The following is a 20,011-nucleotide window of genomic DNA, read 5'->3' as shown; positions in this document are numbered from 1 at the left end:
CTTCAGCCGGGCTTCCGCGCCAGGAACACCGACACGCCGATGCCGCAGAGGATGAGTGCCATGCCCACGAAATGACGCGGGCCGAGCGGTTCGCCGAGCAACGCCGCCGCAAGCAGCGCGCCGAACACGGGCATCAGCGTGATCGACTGGCCCGCCTTCGCGGCCCCGATCATGCCAACCGCCGCGTTGAACAGGAAATAGGCGGCGAGCGACGGGAACAGCGCGACGTAAAGAAACGCGCCGACGATCTCGGGCCGCCAATCGATCGCGGGTGCGTGCCGCCATTCGAACATCGCGAGCGGCAGCATCGCGGCGACCCCGATGGCGAAGGTGACGGCGAGAAACGACAGCGGGTGCACATCGGGGCGGAGCCGCAAAAGGCTGGTATAGATCGCCCACGCGACCACCGCCGCGAGGACGAGCGCGTCGCCCCGGCCGAAATGAAGGCGCAGCACCGAGGCGAAATCGGGGAACAGTACGATGCCGACGCCGAGGATCGAAAGCCCGACGCCCGCGATCTGCCATGCCGGCGCGCGCACCCGGAAGGCGAGCGCATCGATGACGAGCACGAGCGCCGGGATCGCGGCCTGCAGGAGGAGGCCGTTGGTCGCGGTCGTGTACCGCAGCCCCGAATACAGAAACGCGTTGAACGCGCTGACGCCGACGAGCCCGAGAATCAGCACGGGGCGCCAGTGCCGCAGCAGAACCTCTCTGTCCGCAGCCACATGGCGCAGCGCGAAGGGCGCGAGCAGGAGAAACGCGCCGAACCAGCGCACGAAGGCGAGCGTGAACGGCAGCACATCGCCCCGCACCGCGCGCCCGACGATGGCGTTCCCCGACCAGAACAGCATCACGAGCGCCAGCATCCCATAGGCCCGAAGCTCGGCGCTGCGGGCCGTCATTCGTGGCGGAGCGCGTCGATGGGATTGAGCGACGCCGCACGCCGCGCCGGGAAATAGCCGAACACCACGCCGATCGCCGCCGAGAAGATGAACGCGAGCACGTTGATCTTCAGATCGAAGATGAAGGGCACCTGCATCAAGGGCGCGATCGCGATCGAGGCGAACAGCGCGATGACGAGGCCGATGAGCCCGCCGAGGCACGACAGCACCACGGCTTCGACGAGGAACTGCAGCAGAACCTCGCGCGCCACCGCGCCGATCGCAAGACGGATGCCGATCTCGCGCGTGCGCTCCGTCACCGACACCAGCATGATGTTCATGATGCCAATGCCGCCGACGAGCAGCGAGATCGCGGCGACCGCGGCGACGATCTGGGTGAGGATCGTGGTGGTGCCGGTCAGCGTGTCGGAGATTTGCTTGGTATCGAACACGTTGAAATTGTCGCTGTCGCCCGGCTTGATCTTGCGCCGTTCGCGCATCAGGTCTTCAAGCGAGGCCTGCACGGTCTGCGTGTCGTAGGCGTCATCCACCGCGACCATGATCTGGCCGATGTCGCGGTCGCCCGTGAAACGCCGCTGCACGAACTTGATCGGCATGACGACGACATCGTCCTGATCCTGCCCCATGCCGCCCTGCCCGCGCGTGCCGAGAACGCCGATCACCTGACAGGACACGCCCTTGATGCGGAAGCGTTTGCCGAGCGGATCGGTCTGCCGGAACAGGTTGTTCTTCAGCGTGTTGCCGATGACGCAGACGGGTTTGCCGGCCTGCTCCTCCTCCGGCATGAACAGGCGGCCGCTGTTCAGCGGCCACTGCTGCGCCTCGAAGTAAGACGCCGTGGTGCCGTTGACCGTGGTGCTCCAGTTATTGCCTTCATAGATCGCGGTGCCCGACGACTGCGCCATCGGCGCCACGGCGCGCACGCCGGTGAGCTGGCCTTCGATCGCGGTGACGTCCTCGGGTTTGAAATCGGGCGGGCGCGGACCGCCGCCGCCGCGGCCGAAGCCCTGGCCGGGGCGAAGCTGCAGGATGTTCGCGCCGAGGCTGGCGATCTGTTCGCGCACCGCGGCGGTCGCGCCGTTGCCGAGCGTCGTCATGGTGACGACCGCGGCGACGCCGATGATGATGCCGAGCGTGGTGAGGAACGAGCGCAGCTTGTGGCGCATGATGGCGCGGAAGGCGAGCGTGATCGTGGTGCCGAGCATCGGTTACACGCCTGCCTTTCCGGTGTTTTCGATGCGCTCGACGAGGCCGTCGCGGAAATGCACGATGGTGCGCGCAAACGCCGCCATGTCGGGCTCGTGCGTCACCATCAGCACGGTGATGCCGCTGCGGTTCAAATCGGTGAGCAGCTCCATGATCTCGAACGAGCGCTCCGTATCGAGGTTGCCGGTCGGTTCGTCGGCGAGCAGCACGTCGGGGCTCGTCACGATCGCGCGGGCGATGGCGACACGCTGCTGCTGGCCGCCGGAAAGCTCGGCGGGCGTGTGGTCCCACCATGGTTCCAGCCCGACCTTGTCGAGCGCGGCCATGCCGCGTTCGTAGCGCTCGCGGCGGTCCTCGCCGCGATAGAGCAGCGGCAGCTCGACATTTTCGAGCGCGGTGGTGCGCGACAGGAGGTTGAAGCCCTGGAACACGAAACCGAGATAGCGGCGGCGGAGCAGCGCGCGCTGATCGCGGTCCAGCGTTTCGACATGGTGGCCGTGGAACAGATATTCCCCCGCACTCGGCACGTCGAGGCAACCGAGGATGTTCATCGCGGTCGACTTGCCCGATCCCGACGGCCCCATCACCGCGACGAAATCACCGCGCGCGATATCGAGGTCGACGCCCTTCAGCGCCTGAAACGCGGTCGCGCCGGTGCCGTAGGTCTTGGTGATCCCGCGCAGGCGGATGATCGGATCATCGGCCATTGCCGGCCTTTTCCGCCGAACGCTGGCCACTGCCCGAATTACCGCCGGAGCGCTGGCCGCGCTGCTGCGGTGCTTCCTGCCCGGCGACGAGCTGGCCGACGATGAGCTTCATGCCTTCCTTGATGTCGCCGCTCTGGATCGCCGTGTTGGTGCCGTCGCTGTCGCCGACGACGACCTCGACCGATTTCGGCTGACCGTCCGCGCCGACGACATACACCGTCTGCGTACTGCCCGCGCCGAAGCCCACCGACTTCTGCGCGTTGTTGCCGCGCCGCGGGCGCATGACGAGCTGGCTGGTGATACCGCCGCCCTGCGATGCGCCCGACTGCGTCGACGGGTTGAAGCGAAGCGCGGCGTTCGGCACCAGCAGCACGTTTTCAACGCGGCTCGCGACGATGTCCGCCGTCGCGGTCATGCCCGGGCGGAGCGTCTCGTCGCGGTTGTCGACGTTCAATACCGCCGTGTAGGCGACGACCGTGGCCGTGCTGCTCGACGATGAGGATGAACTGCTGCTGCTGCTCGAACTGGCGTTCGAGCCGACGTTCACGCGCGTGACCTTCGCGGGAAAGCTGCGGCCGGGGAAAGCATCGACGCTGAAGTTCGCGCTCTGGCCGTCCTTCACCTGGCCGACATCCGCCTCGTCGACCGAGACCTCGACCTCCATCTCCCTCAGATCCTCGGCGATGGTGAACAGCACCGGCGCGTTGAGCGAGGCGGCAACGGTCTGGCCGGGCTCGATATCGCGCGAGAGCACGACGCCGGTGACCGGGGAAACGATGCGCGCCTTCGAAAGGTTGGTCTGCGACGACGAGAGCTGGGCTTTCGAAACCAGCACCTGCGCCTCCGCCGAGCGCAGGCTGGCGACGGCCTGGCTGTAGTTCGCGCGGGCGCTGTCCAGCTCGGTCTTCGACGGCACGCGGCCGCCCGAAAGGCGAGAAACCTCTTCCTGCCGGTCGAGCGTCGCCTTCGCGAGCGCGGCGCTCGCCTTGGCCTGCGCGACCCCCGCCTCGGCAGAGGCAACCTGCGCACGCGACTGCGCCACCGTATCCTGCAGCCGCGAGGTATCGAGCTCGGCAAGCTGCTGGCCGCGCGTCACGCGGTCGTTCACGTCGACGAACACCTTGGTGATGAGGCCCGACTGTTCGGAACCGACATCGACCTGATTGATCGGCTTCAGATTGCCCGTCGCCGAGACCGTGACGGTGAGGTCGCCGCGCTCGACGGCCCGCGTGTCGTATTGCGGCGTATCGTCGGAGAGGAAACTGCGGACGACGAGGATGAGGACGATCGCCGCGATGGCGAGCCCCGCATAAATCGCCCACTTGCGCCACGGTTTTTCCGGCTGCGCACCGAGGAAATCATCGAGCGGCGGGGTGTTGGTGTCGTTCATTCGGGCTGCCATCCGTCAATCGGGTTCATTGTCTGCCATCCACCGCCAAGTGCGCTGTAAAGCTCCGCCGCCGCGAGCACTTCATCGGCGTCCGCATCGGCAAGACCCTGCCGCGCCGACAGCAAGGACTGTTCGGCGCTGAGGAGTGTCTGGAAATCGGTGAGGCCCGCCTGATACTGGCTGCGCGCGAGGATCGCGCTGGTGTTCGCCGCATCATAGGCCTCGGTATACTGCACCTGACGTTCGCGCGCGGCGCGGAGCGCGACGAGCGCGTTCTCGACATCTTCGAGCGCGCCGAGCACCGAGGCCTTGTAGGCCGCGAACGCCCCTTCCGCCGCCGCTTCCTGCGCACGAACGCGCGAAGCGGTGGCGCCGCCGTCGAAGATCAGCTGGCCGATCGAGGCGAACAGACCGCCGGTGATGATATCGCCGAGGCTGCCGAGCGAAAGCGCACTGGTGCCCACATTGCCGCTGATCCGAAGCGACGGGTAAAGCGCGGACTCCGCGACACCGATGCGAGCTGTCGCGGCGGCAAGCGCACGCTCCGCCTGCCGCACATCCGGCCGCTGGCGAAGCGTATCGGCAGGGATGCCCACGGTGATCGCATCGGGCGCATCCGGAATCGGCGACGGCGCTTCGAGCGCGCGCGTCGCCTCGCCCGGCGCATCGCCGGTGAGAACGGCGATACGATTGAGCGCGCCTGCAAGGCTCTGCTCGATCGACGGGATCGAAGCGCGGTTCTGCGCGAGCTGCGCGCGCGCCTGCTCCGCGTCGAGCGACGAGACGAGACCCGCCTCCACGCGCCAGCGCGCGATATCGTAATTGTCCTCGACCGTCTTCAGCGTGTCGCGTGAGATGCGTAGGCGCTCCTGCGCAAGGCGTGCGGTGACATAGTTGCTCACTGTTTCCGCGACGATCGCCGCGCGCACGTTCGCAAGGCTGTAGCCCGCCGCGAAGAGATCGGCGCGCGAGGCTTCGACCGCGCGGCGGGTGCCGCCGAACAGGTCGATCTCCCACGCCGCGTCGGCGCCAAGCGAATAGCTGCTGCTGTCGGCCGAGCCTTCGCGGAAATTGCGCCCGCCGCTGCCCGAGGCATTGACCGACGGCAGAAAATCCGCCCGCGACTGCCGGAGCGATTCCCGCGCCTGACGCAGCCGCGATACCGCCTGCGCGATATCGAGATTGTTTTCCACGGCGCGGGCGACAAACCCATCGAGCACCGGGTCGTTGTAGACACGCCACCATTCGGCGAGCGCCGCGTCGCCTTCGGGCGCGGCGCTGCCGTCGCTCCACGCCGCGGGCACGCCGAGCGCCACAGGCACAGGCGCACGATAGTCCGGACCGGCCGCACACGCGGCGAGCGCCAACCCGGAAAGGAGGGGAAACAGCTTCTTCACACGCACCTTGTTCGATTTCAGGTGGCAACGGACCGTCGCCATAAACGCCATACGTACGACGTACAGGTTATTCCCTGCAGCCGGCATGAATATACTGAAGAAAAAATTGCGAGTGGCCCGATCGCCTGCTCACGGCCAGTAGTGACGGAGCATCACCTCGCGGCAATGCTCGGCGAGCGCCTTGCGCGTATCGAATGCGGAAGCGGCGACCGGCTCGTGGAAATGGAGGACGACACCGGCACGCAGGCGCGCGAGCGCGAGCGCATTCGGCAGCATGTCCTCGTCGCCGATCCACGCGATCGCATCGAGCGCTTCCGGATCAAGAGGGCCTCCGCCCGGCGACGTGTAACGGATGGTGACGGGTTGGACCGCGGCAGCGGCGTCCGCCGCCGCGAACAGGCTGCTGCGGAAAGGCAGCAGGCCGCGGCCATCGGATGTGGTGCCCTCCGGGAACATCAGCACGCGCCGCCCGGCGATCAGCCGCTGCCGGATCGCCTCCATCTGGCTCACCGCCTGCGAGCGCCGCTCGCGCTCGACGAAGATCGTGCCGGTGCGCCCGGCGAGCGCACCGATACCCGGATAGGCGGCGACATCGGCCTTCGCGACGAAATCCGTATCCACCACCGCCGCGACGCTGATGATATCCGCCCAGCTGATGTGATTGGCGACGAACATCGTGCCCGCTGCGCCCGGCGTTCCGAGCACCTGCGGGCGCAGGCCGAAGCCCGCCGCGATCGTGCGATGGAAGCGGCGCTCCAGCGCCTTTGCGGGCACGCTTTTTGGGCTCATCAGGAGCCAGGGCGGGACCAGCATGGCGGCGCTCGCAAGGCCGAGCGCGGCGCGTGTGCGTCCGAGCGGGCGGTGGCTCATCTCATCCCGGCGTAACGCGCTTCGGCCTCGACCATATAATCGCGCGTGATCGGCAGCGCATCACGGCGGCGCGCGAGCTGGATCTGGAAATTGACGTGCCCGTCGTGCCGGAAAGCCCCGCGCGCGGCGGCGAGGTAGAAGGTCCACATGCGGTAGAAACGCTCGTCGTAGAGCTGCACGATCTCCGCCCTCGCCGCCTCCGTACGGCGCAGCCATTCCTCGAGCGTCTTCGCATAGTGAAGACGCAGCACCTCGACATCGGTGATCCACAGCATTTCGCGCTCGATCGCGGGGACGATCTCCGAAAGCGCGGGCGAATAGCCGCCGGGGAAGATGTACTTCGCCGTGAACGCGTCGGTCGCGCCGGGTCCGTCCGCGCGGCCGATCGTGTGGAGGAGCGCGACGCCGTCTTCCTTGAGCAGGCCACGGACATGGCGGAAGAAGGTGCGGTAGTTCGGAATGCCGACATGCTCGAACATGCCGACCGAAACGATCCGATCGAAGGCGCCCTGCACGTCGCGGTAATCGATCAGCTCGAAGCGCACCCGGTCCGCGACGCCGGCATCCGCGGCGCGGCGACGCGCCACCTTGAGCTGCTCTTCCGACAGCGTGATGCCAAGCACGTCCACATCGGCGACACGATTGAGATACAGCGCCATGCCGCCCCAGCCGCAACCGATGTCGAGCACCTTCTGCCCCGGCTTCAGGGCCAGTTTCGCAGCGATGTGCCCCTTCTTGTCGACCTGCGCCTGTTCGAGCGTTTCATCCTCCGCGCGGTAGTAGGCGCAGCTGTATTGCCGGTCCGCATCGAGGAAGAGGTCGTAGAGCCGGTCCGAAAGGTCGTAGTGGTGCGCGACATTGCGCTTCGCGGCGCGGCGGTAGTTCAGCTGATAGAGGTAGGCGCTGACGCTTTGCGCGCGGCGGGTTTCGCTGCGGATATTGTTGTCGTCGGACCAGCGGGCATTCCACGCGACGAGTTCGAGCAGCTCTGAAATGCCGCCCGCGGTGAACTGCATCCGGCCGTCCATGAACGCCTCCCCGGCAGCGATCGCCGGATTGAGCGCGATGCGCAGCGGCGTGCGCGCATCGGCGAAATGCAACGAGACGGGCACCAGCGCCGGATGCGGCCTGCCGTAGCGGCGGACACGCCGATCCGAAGTCGTCACCGTCAGCTCGCCGTCGCGGACGAGCCGCTTCAGCATACGATCCAGCAGCAGCATGGTGCGACCCTAATCAAGAACTTGGGCCATGCAAATCCCTGTTAACCCTCTCGCCGGAACGCGCGTTTGAAACGCTTCATCGCAGGCGAGTGGATGCGGCGAAGCGAAGTCGTCAGGGACAAAACCGTGATTGGGGCCAATCTCTTTCAGATTCGCGGACGCTGGATCCGCGCAACGGCTGCGGCAGCCACGGCGCTTGCGCTGTGCGCTTTTGCCGACGCGACGCCCTCCCCGCTCACCGACGAGCTTTCCGCGACCGCTGATGCCGAAGACGCCGTGTTCGCGAGCGAAGCGGAACTGCAGCTGCTCGGCTCCGGTCGGGCCAGCTATTATGCAGACAAGTTCGACGGCCGCCGCACCGCGAGCGGCGAAATCTTCGACCAGGACGAAATGACCGCGGCCCACCGCACCCTGCCAATGGGCAGCCTGGTGAAGGTGACCTGCGAGAAGACCGGCCGTAGCGTGACCGTGCGCGTCAACGACCGTGGCCCCTTCACCGGCAGCCGCGTGATCGACGTTTCCAAGGCTGCGGCGCGCGAACTCGGTATGCTGAACGCCGGGCTCACCGACGTGACTCTGGAACTGCTCCCAACCGCCTGATTTTGGCGCCTGATTTTATTGCCGTTCGGCTGGGTATGTCAGGCCAGCGCGGCCTGCTTTTCCGCTGCGATCCGATCGAGCTCAGCGCGTGACAGGCGTTCGCTCTCGCTCTTGAGCTGACCGCAGGCGGCCATGATGTCGCGCCCGCGCGGCGTGCGGACCGGCGCCGAGATGCCCGCCTTGAAGATGATGTCCGAAAAGCGCGCGATGCGGTCGTCGTCGCTGCATTCGTAGGCCACGCCCGGCCACGGGTTGAACGGGATGAGGTTCACCTTCGCGGGCAGCTTGTACTTGCGGATGAGGCGGACGAGTTCACGCGCGTCCTCGTCCGAATCGTTCTTGTCCTTCAGCATCACGTATTCGAACGTGATGCGGCGGGCGTTGTTGGCGCCAGGATAGTCCGCGCAGGCCTTCAAGAGCTCCTCGATGCCGTACTTGCGGTTGATCGGCACGATCTCGTCGCGCACGTCCTTCGTCACGGCATGGAGCGAGACGGCGAGGTTGACGCCGATCTCCTGGCCCGCGCGCGCCATCATCGGCACGACACCGCTTGTCGAAAGCGTGATGCGGCGGCGGCTGAGCGCGAGGCCCGTTTCGTCCATGACGATGCCGAGGCCCTTGGAAACATTGTCGAAATTATAGAGCGGCTCGCCCATCCCCATCATCACGATGTTGGAAAGCATCCGCGCCTCGCCGGTGAGGTCCTCGCCCGGCTGCGGCCATTCGCCGAGCGTGTCGCGTGCCAGCATCACCTGCCCGACGATCTCGCCCGCCGTGAGGTTGCGGACGAGCTTCATCGTGCCGGTGTGGCAGAAACGGCAGTTGAGCGTGCATCCGACCTGGCTGGAGACGCAGAGCGTGCCCCGGTCCGCATCCGGGATGAAGACCATCTCGTATTCGTTGCCGTCGTCGGTACGGAGCAGCCATTTGCGCGTGCCGTCGGTCGAAACCTGCTGCAGCGTCACTTCGGGGCGGCCGACGACGAAGCGCTCGGCAAGCAGCGCGCGCGTGTCCTTCGCGATGTCGGTCATGCCCGAAAAATCGGTGAGGCCGCGGTGGTAGATCCAGTGCCACACCTGTTTGGCGCGGAGCTTGGCCTGCTTTTCTGGTACGCCGGCAGCGATCAGCGCCGCCGCCATCTCCGCCTTGTTCAGGCCGACAAGGTCGATGCGGCCGTCTTCACGCGCGGTCGGCGCGCGGGGCACGGGGACGGGATCGGCCCCGCCGGGAATCGTCATGGCTGCAGTGGGCATGGCGCGTCCTGTAAGGCTTTTGCGCCGTTTTGACTAGAAGCCCTTCGCTTTGCCATCGACGCTGCCGTGGCCGACATGGATCGGCTCTTCGCGGCCGCCCTCGATGCGGAACACCGTGCCTTGCGGTGCATCCTTCGCCAGCGGCACGCAGCCCTCTTCGAACGGCGTGCCGCCGACGAGCGCCCCGCGCAGCACGCGGGCGGTTATGCCGTGGCTGATGACGAGCGCGGGGCGTGCGGGATCGAGACCCGCGAGCCAGTTTTGAAGCCGGCGTTCGATATCGGGATACCATTCGCCGTTCGGCGGCTTCCTTAGGAACACGCGGCGATCCGGGCAGATGAGCGGCCCGGATTCGGCGACAATATCGTGATAGAGGCGGCCTTCCCAGTCGCCGACATCGATCTCGAGCAGCCGGTCGTCGGCGCGGATATCGAAGAAATCGCGTTCCAGATGCTCGGCGATGATCGCCGCGGTCTGCATCGTGCGGCCGGAACGCGAGGCCCAGAGATCGATATCGGGCTTCGGGCCGAGCGACGCGCGCAGCGCGCGGCCCATGTCGTCGGCCTGCCGGATGCCGTTGCGGGTGAGCGGCGTGTGGCCCATGTGCCCCTGCATCCGGGCAGCGGCGTTGAACACGGTTTCCGCGTGGCGGGCGAGATAGAGCGTTGGTGTCGTCGGTGTCATGGCGCCGCGCTTATGCAAAGATTTTTACAGAAAACCTACTCTTTCCTAAGCGCAGCGCGTGCGCTAGCAGGGCCACATTCTTTGCTGCAGCGCGGGAGGTTCCCCTTGGCGAACAAGCTTTACGACGACGCGGTGAGCGCCCTTGAGGGCCTGCTTTTCGACGGTATGACAGTGATGTCCGGCGGCTTCGGCCTCTGCGGCATTCCGGAAAACCTGATCACAGCGCTCCGCGATTCGGGCACGACGGGCCTGACGTTCATCTCCAACAACGCCGGCGTCGACGATTTCGGGCTCGGGCTGCTGCTGAAGACGCACCAGGTCGCCAAGATGATCTCGTCGTACGTGGGCGAGAACAAGGAGTTCGAGCGCCAGTATCTTTCGGGCGAGCTTCAGCTTGAATTCAACCCGCAGGGCACGCTCGCCGAGCGCATCCGCGCGGGCGGCGCGGGCATCCCGGGCTTCTACACCAAGACGGGCGTCGGCACGCTCGTTGCCGAGGGCAAGGAGCACAAGGAGTTCGGCGGCGAGACGTACATCCTCGAAACCGGCCTCGTTGCAGACGTTTCCATCGTGAAGGCGTGGAAGGCGGACCCTTATGGCAACCTGGTGTTCCGCAAGACCGCGCGCAACTTCAACCCGATGATGGCGACCGCGGGCAAGGTGACGGTGGCCGAAGTGGAAGAGCTTGTCGGCCCCGGCGAACTTGACCCCGACCACATCCACACGCCGGGCATTTTCGTGCAGCGGCTGTTCGTCGGCAAGAACTACGAGAAGCGCATCGAGCAGCGCACCACAAGGCAGGCGGCGTGAGGCAAGCGGCGTGAACCGTATCGCAGCGGTCTGCCTGATGGCAGCGCTGCATGGCTGCGCGGCAACGGGCGTGCCGCGCACGACGCAGCCGCTCGCGTGGACGCTGGGCTCAGCCGAAGCGGGCGCGATCACCACGCAGACCTACCGCGCGCTGGTGCAATCCGTGAAAGCGCGGCTGCCCGTGGCCGCCGGTACATCTTCCGCGATCCTCGCGGCGGATGGAACGCCGCTGCCCTGCACGGCGGAGACGGCGCAGCGCCCTGCCGCCGTGTTCGACGTGGACGAGACGCTGATCTGGAATATCGGCCACGCGTATTATGAAGCGCGCAGCAACGCGCCGTTCGACGAAGACAGCTGGGCCGCGTGGGAACGCGAAGGCGCCGCGCAGACGGTTGCGATCCCCGGCGCGAAGGCCGCGCTCGATGCGCTCCGCGCGATGGGCGTGACGCCGGTGTTCAACACCAACCGCAGCGCTGAAAACGCCAAGCACACCGAAGCCGCGCTGGCGCACACGGGCCTCGGCCCGGCCGTGCACGGCGAGACGCTGTTCCTGAAGGGCGATGTCGACGGCAAATCGGGCAAGGACGGCCGCCGCGCGGAGATCGCGAAGCACTTCTGCGTGCTCGCGCTCGTCGGCGACCAGAACGGCGACTTCACCGACGGCATCGACAACGGCCCTTCCGGCAAGCGCCCGATGGCGGAGCGGCGCGACATCGCCGCCGTGCGCCATGGCGCGCACTGGGGCGCAGACTGGTTCGTGCTCCCCAATCCCCTTTACGGCGGCTGGAACAACCCGCCGATGAACCGCGACGAGGTCGTCGCGCCCGACCAACGCTGGACGTATAAAGGAAACGACTGATGGCCTGGAACCGCGACGGCATGGCGGCGCGCGCCGCGAAGGAACTGAAGGACGGCTTCTACGTAAACCTCGGCATCGGCATCCCGACGCTGGTTGCGAACCACGTGGAGCCGGGCATCGACATCACGCTGCAGAGCGAGAACGGAATGCTCGGCATCGGGCCGTTCCCGACCGAGGATGAAGTCGACCCCGATCTCATCAACGCGGGCAAACAGACGATCACCGAACTGCGCCGCACGAGCTATTTCAGCTCCGCCGACAGCTTCGGCATGATCCGCGGCGGCCACATCGACCTTTCGATCCTCGGCGCGATGGAAGTCGCGGAGAACGGCGATCTCGCCAACTGGATGATCCCGGGCAAGATGGTGAAGGGCATGGGCGGCGCGATGGATCTCGTCGCGGGCGTGAAGCGCATCATCGTGCTGATGGACCACACCAACAAGGCCGGCGAATCGAAGTTCCTGAAGGCCTGCACGCTGCCGCTGACCGGCCAGGGCGTCGTCGACGTCGTGATCTCCGACCTCGGCGTGTTCGAACGCCCGGCCAAGGGCCAGCCCTTCCGCTTGATCGAACTCGCGCCCGACGTGACGCTGGAAGAGGTCGCGGCGAAGACCGAAGCGCACTACGAGGTCGCGCTCTAGGAACCGCTCGCCATTCAGCCCTAACACCAGCGGCATTTTGATCCAGGTCGTTGCGATGCAAGGGCTTTCGGCCTAGCAATCGCACATGCGCGCGCGCTGGATCTTTCTCGGGCTTCTGGTGGCGCTCGTCGCTGCCGCCTTCGCTTATCGCACCTTGCGGCCGACGCCGGTGGAAACCGGCGAGGTGACGCGCGGCAAGGCAGTGGAGGTCGTCTATGCGACCGGCTTCGTGGAGGTCGAGGAACCCGTCGAGATCGCCGCGCGTGTCACAGCGCCCGTCGTCGACATCCGCGTGAAGGAAGGCGACCGTGTGACGCGCGGCACGCTGCTCGCCACGCTCGACATCGCCGATCTCAATGCCGAGATCGCCCGGCTGGCCGCGGTGACGCGGGGCGCGGAGGCCGAGGCGCGGCGGACGCTCGTGCTCGTCGAACGCGGCTTCGCCTCGAAGGCCGCGCGCGATAATGTGATCGCAAACCGCGACGCCGCACGCGCCGCCGAGAAGGCCGCGCGTGAGCGGCTGGAAAACTATGCGCTGCGCGCAGGCGTGAACGGCGTCGTGCTGCGCCGCGATGCCGAGCCCGGCGACCTCGCGAGCCCGAGCCGCACACTGTTCGTGATCGGCGACCCTGCGCGCATCAAGATCACCGCCACCGTCGACGAGCGCGACATTCCGCGTGTCCGCGTCGGCCAGCAGGCGCTGATGTCGAGCGATGCTTATGCGGGGCGCATTTTTCCGGCACGCGTGCGCGAGATCACGCCTGGCGGCGACCCCGATCAGCGTTCGTTCCGCGTGCGGCTGGAGCCGCTTTCGAACGATCCGCTGCCCGTAGGGATGACGCTGGAGGTCAACATCGTCACTCGCGAGAAGGAGGGCGCGCTGCTCGTGCCCGACGGCGCGGTCGAAGACGGCCACGTCTGGCGCGTCGCGGACGGGCGGGCGAAGCGAACGCCGGTGCAAACGGGAATCGTCGGCACCGACCGGACCGAGGTGACGGAAGGCCTCGCCGCCGGGGACACCGTTCTCGTGAACCCACCGGAGGGGCTGAGCGACGGTGCCCGCGTGAGCAGCCAGGCGAACGCCGCCAAGAAGACCGCCGGGCCACGCTGAGCCGGTGCTGCGCCGCTTTTCCCTGCTGCTCGGAATCGCGCTCCGCCACATCTCCAAGCGCAAGCGGCAGACGCTGGTCGCCATAGCGGGCGTCGGCATCGGCGTCGGCTTCTTCCTCGCCGTTTCGGCGCTGATGATCGGCAGCCAGAACGACTTCGTGGAAACGCTGATCGACGCGGCACCGCACATCATCATTTCCGACGAGATCCGGAGTCCGACGCCGCAGCCCGCCGTGCGTGCCTTCCCGAATGCCGCCGTCGAGGTGCGGCATTACAAGACGCGGAACGAAGTGCGCGGCATCAAGGACTGGCAGGGCCTGATGCGTGCGATCGGCGCGCGGTCCGACGCCGTGGCGTCACCTTCGCTTTCGGGCGCGGTGACGCTGCGTGTCGGCGGCCGCGAGGAGGCGCTCGCCATCGTCGGCATCGAGCCGGGCATCGAGGCGCAGGTCTCCGACGTCGAGCAATATCTGAAGGAGGGGCGCCTCCGGAACCTTGAAACCACGCAGGGCGGCGTCATTATCGGCGAGGAGATGGCGAGCCGGCTCGGCGTGCGCATGGGCGACATCATGGCCGCGACCTCGGCGCGCGGGGTGACGCGGACGCTGAAGATCGTCGGCCTGTTCGAGCGCGGCCGCGGCCAGTTCGGCGGCTCTTCGGGCTACGTGCTGCTGCGCGAGGCGCAATCGCTGACAAGCCAGCCGTTCGTGATCAACCGCATCGGCATCAGGCTGGACGACCCCTACGCGGCCGAGGACATCGCGAAGCGGCTGGAAGCGCGCTACGGTTACAAGGCGGAAAGCTGGCAGGAGCGCTCCGCCGATTTCCTCAGCCTCCTCGTGACGCGCAACGTCATCATGTACACGGTGATCTCGGCGATCCTGCTCGTCGCCTCGTTCGGCATCTACACTGTGGTTTCCACGAGCGTGGCCGACAAGCGCCGCGACATCGCCATCATGCGCTCGATGGGCTTTTCCTCGGGCGATCTGCAGGCCGTATTCGTGATGGAGGGCTTTACGCTCGCGTGCGTCGGCGTGCTCGCGGGTTGGGGGCTTGGCTTCGCGCTGATGCAGGTGCTCGGCAGTATCGAGTTCAACATCCAGGGCTCCACCGAGACGATGCCGCTCGACCGCTCGTTCTTCCAATATGCGATCTCGGCGGGGGCAAGCCTGTTTTCCGCGATCATCGCCGCGTGGCTGCCGGCGCGGAAGGCCGCGCAGGTCGATCCGGTCGATATCCTGCGGGGCGCGGTATGACGGGCACGCCGCTGATCCGCGCCGAAGGGCTGACACGCGTGCTCGCGGTCGAACCGCCGGTCACACTGATCCGCGACGTGTCGTTCGAGATCAACCGGGGCGAGTTCGTCGCGGTGATCGGCCCTTCGGGGTGCGGCAAGTCCTCGCTGCTCTACTTGCTCGGCTTGCTCGACCGGCCAACCGAAGGCCGGCTGCTCTTCGACGGCGAGGATACGACGGGCACCGACGGCAACGCCCGCGCGAACCTGCGGCTGGCGCGCTTCGGCTTCGTGTTCCAGTTCCACTTCCTGCTGCCCGAGTTCACCGCGCTTGAAAACGTGACGCTGCCGATGCGGCGGCTGGGGCGGCTCGGCGGTACTGAAATCGACGCGCGGGGTCGCGCGCTGCTCGGCGCGATGGGGCTTGAGGGGCAGGAGCACAAAACGCCCGACAAGATGTCCGGCGGCCAGCGCCAGCGCGTTGCCATCGCCCGCGCGCTTGCGAACGACCCCGCGCTCCTCCTCGGCGACGAGCCCACCGGCAACCTCGACAGCCTCAATTCGAAACGCGTCATCGAAATCTTCCACGACCTTGCCGCGAAGGAAGGCCGCACCATCATCTGCGTGACACACGACCCCGACGTGGCCGCCTCGGCACACCGGCGCATCCACATGCTCGACGGGCGGATCGAACGCATCGATTGAGGTCGCGGGGGCTTGCATTTGGCCCCGGATTCCCCCTACCGAAGGTTGACGCAGGCGCTATAGTCGCGCGCTCACAATCGGGGGTTTGAAGGGAAACGCATGAAGGCGACGGTCGAGCGGGCGACGCTGCTCAAATGCCTTGGTCACGTCCAGTCGGTGGTGGAGCGTCGCAACACGATCCCGATCCTGTCGAACGTTCTCATCGAGGCTGAAAACAACGGCCTCAAGCTGATGGCGACGGACCTCGACCTGCAGGTCGTCGATTCGATCGCCGCGCAGGTGGAGACATCGGGCGCAACGACGGTTTCGGCGCACACGCTGTTCGACATCGTGCGCAAGCTGCCCGAAGGCAGCCAGGTCGAGATCGCGGTTTCGGGCGACAAGATGTCGATCGCGGCGGGCCGCGCGCGCTTCAACCTCGCGACGCTGCCGCGCGACGACTTCCCGATGATCGCCGAGAGCGATCTGCCGACGAAGTTCCAGCTTCCCGCCGAAACGCTGAAGCAGATCATCGACAAGACGCGCTTCGCGATCTCCACCGAAGAGACGCGCTACTACCTCAATGGCATCTTCATGCATGTCGTCGAGGGCAAGCTCTACGCGGTCGCGACCGACGGCCACCGGCTGGCGCGCGTCGCGCTCGACGCGCCCGCGGGCTCGGACGGGATGCCCGACATCATCGTGCCGCGGAAGTGCGTCGCCGAGGTGCGCAAGCTCCTCGACGAGGTGACGGGCGAGATCGAGGTTTCGCTCTCCTCCACCAAGATCCGCTTCCGCGCGGGCACCGCCGTGCTCACCTCGAAGCTGATCGATGGAACCTTCCCCGACTATTCACGGGTAATCCCCACGAAGAACGACCGGCTGCTGAAGGTGGACACGAAGTCGCTCGCCGAGGGCGTCGACCGCGTGGCGGCGATCGCCACCGAGAAGACCCGCGCGGTGAAGATGAGCATCGATCGGGACCGCATCGTGCTTTCGGTAACGAGCCCGGAAACCGGCACCGCCGCCGAGGAAGTGCCCGCCGACTACGCATCCGAGAGCCTCGATGTGGGCTTCAATGCACGCTATCTGCTGGACATCCTCAGCGAGATCGAGACCGACGAGATCGAGATCCATCTCGCCGACGCGGCCGCGCCGACGCTGATCCGCGAGGGCCAATCGTCTCCCGCGCTCTACGTTCTGATGCCAATGCGCGTCTGACGCGCACGCAGCATCAACCCGCGCTCATACCGCCATCCACCGAGACATTGGCGCCGGTGACGTAGCGCGCGTCGTCTGAGAGCAGCCAGCGCACCGTGCGTGCAACGCCTTCCGGCTGCCCGATGCGGCCTGCGGGAATCATGGCATCGAGCGCATGGGCGTCGCCGCCCGTGACGCGAAGCAGGTTCGGCGTCGCGGTGGCGCCGGGGGAGACTGCGTTGATGCGGATGCCGGTTCGCGCATAATCGAGCGCGGCCGCGCGCGTCATGCCGACGACGGCGTGCTTGGCTGCCACGTAGTGTGCGATGCCCGCAACGCCCTTGATACCGAAGATCGAGGCCATGTTCACGATCGCGCCGTGCCCCTGCCGAAGCATCAGCGAAACCTCAGCACGCATACCGTAGAACACCGCTTTCAGATTGAGATCGAACACCCATTCGCATTCGTCGACAGGCGTTTCGTGGAGCGGTTTGAAATCGCCGTGGCCGCCCGCATTGTTCACGGCGAGATCGAGCCTGCCCCACCGCGCGCCGATCCCATCGACGACGGCATCAATGGCACCGGGCCGCGTCACGTCGGCGGGGCTGACGACGGCTTCGCCGCCGCTTCCGGCACATTCGGCCGCAACTGCCTCCAGCCGCGCGCGATCCCGCCCGACGAGAACCACGGTTGCCCCCTCCGCAGCGAGCATCAGCGACACCGCGCGGCCGATTCCCGAGCCCGCGCCGGTGACAAGTGCGATCCTGTCTGCGAACTGCATGGCCTTCCCTTTCCCGAACCGGCGCAAGCGTAGGCAGGGGAGCGCGCGCGCTCCAAACCCGCCTGCCCGCCGTGTCTCGGAATGCGAGAACCGGCGGGCCGGGCGCATTGGCGGAGTCGGGGCGGCGCTGCCATCACCGCAGGCAAGGAAGGGATGCGCGCATGTCCGGCTTCACGATGGAAATACCGACGCTGACCACCGCGGGCGCGAAGCACGTGCTTGCCGCGGCAGAGGCTGCCGCCGCCACGAACGGCCTCAAGGTCAGCATCGCGGTCGTCGATGCCGCGGGCCACCTGCTGGCGTTCATGCGGCGCGACCGTGCGGCGCCGCTCAGCGTGGCGGTCGCGCTCGCCAAGGCGCGGACTGCCGCTGAACTCGGCGCGCCGACAAGCGTGTTCCAGCAGATGGTGGACGGCGGGAAACCGTCGCTTCTTGCCGTGGAAGGCCTTACCGCCGCGAAAGGCGGCGTGCCGATCATGCACGGCGGCAACGCCATCGGCGGGATCGGCGTCAGCGGCGCCTCCGGCGAGGAGGACGAGCAGGTCGCAGAAGCCGGCGCGGCCGCGTTCGCCTGAGAAACCGAAGGGCCTAGTTGGAGGGCGGTGCGCCCGCCTTCATCTCTTTCAGAAGGTCAGCCCGGCTGATCGGCGCGGCGGGGAGCTTGAAACGCGCGGGGTCGATGGCGCCGTCCTTCACGCTCACCAGCTCGAACTTGCCGCCCGCCTTGAGCGGCGTGCCGAGCGCGAATGCCTGGCGCATCTCGCCGATCATGGCCGGCGCCGCCTCGCCCAGGAACGGGGCGGCGAGAACCATCGTCGCCTCGATGAACTGCTGCATCGCCTTGCCGGCGGGGGCGAGCGCGGGATCGCGCGTCGCGATCCATTCGACCGCCTCGTCCGGCTTCTGATCGTCGAGGCCCTTAACGCGGTATCGATCGCCGGTGAAACCCGCGACGCTCGCCGTGCCCGCGGCTTCGATGGCGAGCGGTGTCTTGGGCTTCGTATCGGCTTTCGCCGCCGTCTCGAACAGGCCCTTGAAGATCGGCCCGATCGCCTCATCGACCACAGCCGCAAAATCGGCGATCCGCATGACGCGCGCCTCCGGGCGCGTGGTGTCGACGAGATAGAGCTCGCCGTTCAGGATCACCGCCGTCTGCCCCGGCGTTGGGCCGCCGACATGCACGGCGCCGCTGTCCGCGATCTCGAGCGTCAGGTTCTTGCCGTCCTCGCCCTTGTAGACGACGGTCTGGTCGGCAAGCGCGGCGGACGAAAACAGCATGGCGGCGACAAGCGCGGCGGCACGGATCATGGACGTCTCCCTTTCGCCCAAGACTAGCACGCGATAGACGGGGCCGCCATGCCGACACAGCCCCGCACCATAGACCGGCTGCGCCTGACGGATTTCCGCAGCTACGCGCACGCGGACATCACCGCCGGGCCGGGCACGGTCGTGCTGACCGGGGACAATGGCGCGGGGAAAACCAACCTTCTCGAGGCCATCTCGCTGCTCGCGCCCGGGCGCGGCCTCCGGCGTGCGGGCCTTCCCGAAATGGCGCGCATCGGCGGCAGCGGCGGCTTCGCGGTCGCCGCGACGCTCGGCTGCGGCGCGGATGCGCCCGTCGAGATCGGCACGGGCACGCAGGCCGACGCGCCGGGGCGGCGGCTGGTGCGCGTGAACGGCGCGGGCGCGGCCGCGAACGCGCTTTCCGAATGGCTTTCCGTGCTGTGGCTGACCCCGGCGATGGACCGGCTGTTCCTGGAAAGCGCAGGCGGGCGGCGGCGTTTCCTCGACCGGCTGACGCTGGCGCTCGTTTCGCAGCACGCCGGGCACACGCAGCGCTATGATGCCGCCATGCAATCGCGCAACAAGCTGCTGGGCGGCGAGCGCGTGCCCGACGCGGACTGGCTCGCCTCGCTCGAAAAGCAGATGGCCGAGCATGGTGCGGCCGTGGATGCCGCGCGGCGCATGGCGATCGAGGCGCTTGGGCAAGAGATCGCCGCGTCGGACACGGGGCCGTTCCCGGAAGGCGCGCTATTGCTGGAAGGCGAGACGTGGGAGGCCGAGGCGCTGGCCGAGGCGCTCGCCGCCTCGCGCCGCGCCGATACGGCGGCGGGGCGCACCACCGTTGGCCCGCATCGCAGCGACCTTGCCGTCACGCACCTCGCCAAGGATCAGCCCGCCGCGCGCGCCTCCACGGGCGAGCAGAAAGCGCTGCTGCTCGGCCTCGTCCTCGCGCACGCCCGCGTGGTGGCGGCGCGCACCGGGCGGCGACCCGTGCTGCTGCTCGACGAGGTCGCCGCGCACCTCGACGAAACACGGCGCGCAGCGCTTTTCGCAATGCTGGAAGCGGACGCCATGCAGGTGTGGATGACGGGCACGGACGTGTCACTTTTCCGTGCAATCGGCGCCGACGCTACCTATATAGACGTGTCAAACGGTCGCCTGAGCAGACTTTAAGGAAAT

Annotated in this window: 21 protein-coding genes; 10 read left to right on the top strand and 11 right to left on the bottom strand. The window is 67.3% G+C overall.

The genetic code is table 11. The features are described from left to right. Positions 1-2: 2 nt before the first annotated feature. The 7 genes from ACFQ00_RS01745 to ACFQ00_RS01715 form a co-directional block, all read right to left on the bottom strand. Positions 3-902 carry a DMT family transporter gene (locus tag ACFQ00_RS01745; protein ID WP_381485281.1) on the bottom strand — a complete coding sequence of 300 codons (900 nt, stop codon included), beginning with the start codon at positions 900-902 and terminating at the stop codon, positions 3-5. After that, complete coding sequence (locus ACFQ00_RS01740; protein ID WP_381485278.1) at positions 899-2,107, bottom strand: ABC transporter permease; 1,209 nt, start codon at positions 2,105-2,107, stop codon at positions 899-901. Before ACFQ00_RS01740 ends, ACFQ00_RS01745 begins: the two co-directional genes overlap by 4 nt. 3 nt (positions 2,108-2,110) lie before the next feature. Beyond that, on the bottom strand, positions 2,111-2,815 hold the full coding sequence (locus ACFQ00_RS01735; RefSeq protein ID WP_381485275.1) for an ABC transporter ATP-binding protein: 705 nt from the start codon (positions 2,813-2,815) through the stop codon (positions 2,111-2,113). After that, positions 2,805-4,205 carry an efflux RND transporter periplasmic adaptor subunit gene (locus tag ACFQ00_RS01730; RefSeq protein ID WP_381485272.1) on the bottom strand — a complete coding sequence of 467 codons (1,401 nt, stop codon included), beginning with the start codon at positions 4,203-4,205 and terminating at the stop codon, positions 2,805-2,807. Before ACFQ00_RS01730 ends, ACFQ00_RS01735 begins: the two co-directional genes overlap by 11 nt. Continuing rightward, entirely contained in the window at positions 4,202-5,644 is a 1,443-nt protein-coding gene (locus ACFQ00_RS01725) for an efflux transporter outer membrane subunit (RefSeq protein WP_381485269.1), read from the bottom strand. The genes ACFQ00_RS01730 and ACFQ00_RS01725 overlap by 4 nt, the downstream gene beginning before the upstream one ends. Positions 5,645-5,731: 87 nt before the next feature. Beyond that, entirely contained in the window at positions 5,732-6,472 is a 741-nt protein-coding gene (locus tag ACFQ00_RS01720) for a lysophospholipid acyltransferase family protein (protein ID WP_381485266.1), read from the bottom strand. Beyond that, positions 6,469-7,692 (bottom strand): class I SAM-dependent methyltransferase, encoded by a 1,224-nt coding sequence (locus ACFQ00_RS01715; protein ID WP_381485263.1) that lies wholly within the window; start codon positions 7,690-7,692, stop codon positions 6,469-6,471. The genes ACFQ00_RS01720 and ACFQ00_RS01715 overlap by 4 nt, the downstream gene beginning before the upstream one ends. A gap of 126 nt (positions 7,693-7,818) precedes the next feature. On the opposite strand from ACFQ00_RS01715, the gene ACFQ00_RS01710 reads away from it, so the two are divergent. Continuing rightward, positions 7,819-8,292: a septal ring lytic transglycosylase RlpA family protein gene (locus tag ACFQ00_RS01710; protein ID WP_381485258.1), complete on the top strand. Its 474-nt coding sequence runs from the start codon at positions 7,819-7,821 to the stop codon at positions 8,290-8,292. Between the two features lie 38 nt (positions 8,293-8,330). On the opposite strand, the gene rlmN is transcribed toward ACFQ00_RS01710, so the two are convergent. Then, positions 8,331-9,545, bottom strand: coding sequence for a 23S rRNA (adenine(2503)-C(2))-methyltransferase RlmN (rlmN, locus tag ACFQ00_RS01705; protein ID WP_381485254.1), 1,215 nt, complete (start codon positions 9,543-9,545; stop codon positions 8,331-8,333). 33 nt (positions 9,546-9,578) lie between these two features. Then, positions 9,579-10,229: a histidine phosphatase family protein gene (locus ACFQ00_RS01700; protein WP_381485252.1), complete on the bottom strand. Its 651-nt coding sequence runs from the start codon at positions 10,227-10,229 to the stop codon at positions 9,579-9,581. Between the two features lie 105 nt (positions 10,230-10,334). Between ACFQ00_RS01700 and ACFQ00_RS01695 the strand changes: the two genes are divergently transcribed. From ACFQ00_RS01695 to dnaN, 7 genes are all read left to right on the top strand, one after another. Continuing rightward, positions 10,335-11,039 carry a CoA transferase subunit A gene (locus ACFQ00_RS01695; protein ID WP_381485249.1) on the top strand — a complete coding sequence of 235 codons (705 nt, stop codon included), beginning with the start codon at positions 10,335-10,337 and terminating at the stop codon, positions 11,037-11,039. Between the two features lie 10 nt (positions 11,040-11,049). Continuing rightward, a complete protein-coding gene (locus ACFQ00_RS01690; RefSeq protein WP_381485246.1) occupies positions 11,050-11,898 on the top strand; it encodes a 5'-nucleotidase, lipoprotein e(P4) family in 849 nt (282 codons plus the stop codon). Then, positions 11,898-12,539, top strand: coding sequence for a CoA transferase subunit B (locus tag ACFQ00_RS01685; RefSeq protein WP_381485244.1), 642 nt, complete (start codon positions 11,898-11,900; stop codon positions 12,537-12,539). The genes ACFQ00_RS01690 and ACFQ00_RS01685 overlap by 1 nt, the downstream gene beginning before the upstream one ends. Positions 12,540-12,624: 85 nt before the next feature. Continuing rightward, positions 12,625-13,650: an efflux RND transporter periplasmic adaptor subunit gene (locus ACFQ00_RS01680; protein WP_381485241.1), complete on the top strand. Its 1,026-nt coding sequence runs from the start codon at positions 12,625-12,627 to the stop codon at positions 13,648-13,650. Positions 13,651-13,654: 4 nt separating this feature from the next. Next, positions 13,655-14,905 (top strand): ABC transporter permease, encoded by a 1,251-nt coding sequence (locus tag ACFQ00_RS01675; RefSeq protein ID WP_381485239.1) that lies wholly within the window; start codon positions 13,655-13,657, stop codon positions 14,903-14,905. After that, complete coding sequence (locus tag ACFQ00_RS01670) at positions 14,902-15,588, top strand: ABC transporter ATP-binding protein (RefSeq protein WP_381485236.1); 687 nt, start codon at positions 14,902-14,904, stop codon at positions 15,586-15,588. The genes ACFQ00_RS01675 and ACFQ00_RS01670 overlap by 4 nt, the downstream gene beginning before the upstream one ends. A gap of 99 nt (positions 15,589-15,687) precedes the next feature. Beyond that, positions 15,688-16,788, top strand: a complete 1,101-nt coding sequence (gene dnaN / locus ACFQ00_RS01665; protein WP_374596058.1) for a DNA polymerase III subunit beta — start codon at positions 15,688-15,690, stop codon at positions 16,786-16,788. 13 nt (positions 16,789-16,801) lie between these two features. Here dnaN and ACFQ00_RS01660 read toward each other — a convergent pair whose 3' ends face one another. Further along, entirely contained in the window at positions 16,802-17,548 is a 747-nt protein-coding gene (locus ACFQ00_RS01660; RefSeq protein WP_381485233.1) for an SDR family NAD(P)-dependent oxidoreductase, read from the bottom strand. 161 nt (positions 17,549-17,709) lie between these two features. On the opposite strand from ACFQ00_RS01660, the gene ACFQ00_RS01655 reads away from it, so the two are divergent. Next, positions 17,710-18,123 carry a GlcG/HbpS family heme-binding protein gene (locus tag ACFQ00_RS01655; RefSeq protein ID WP_381485230.1) on the top strand — a complete coding sequence of 138 codons (414 nt, stop codon included), beginning with the start codon at positions 17,710-17,712 and terminating at the stop codon, positions 18,121-18,123. Between the two features lie 13 nt (positions 18,124-18,136). Here the strand turns inward: ACFQ00_RS01655 and ACFQ00_RS01650 are convergent, their stop codons facing one another. Then, the gene (locus ACFQ00_RS01650) at positions 18,137-18,856 is read right to left on the bottom strand and encodes a hypothetical protein (RefSeq protein WP_381485226.1); all 720 of its coding nucleotides are present in this window, start codon (positions 18,854-18,856) and stop codon (positions 18,137-18,139) included. A gap of 48 nt (positions 18,857-18,904) precedes the next feature. Between ACFQ00_RS01650 and recF the strand changes: the two genes are divergently transcribed. After that, positions 18,905-20,005, top strand: a complete 1,101-nt coding sequence (gene recF, locus ACFQ00_RS01645; RefSeq protein ID WP_381485223.1) for a DNA replication/repair protein RecF — start codon at positions 18,905-18,907, stop codon at positions 20,003-20,005. Positions 20,006-20,011 lie beyond the last annotated feature (6 nt).

Origin of the sequence: Sphingosinicella xenopeptidilytica, assembly GCF_042676985.1 — a bacterium.
In the GTDB taxonomy this organism is placed as follows: Bacteria; Pseudomonadota; Alphaproteobacteria; order Sphingomonadales; family Sphingomonadaceae; genus Sphingosinicella; species Sphingosinicella xenopeptidilytica.
The sequence above is the reverse complement of the archived record's forward strand: the minus strand, read 5'-3'. Positions and strand labels throughout refer to the sequence as shown.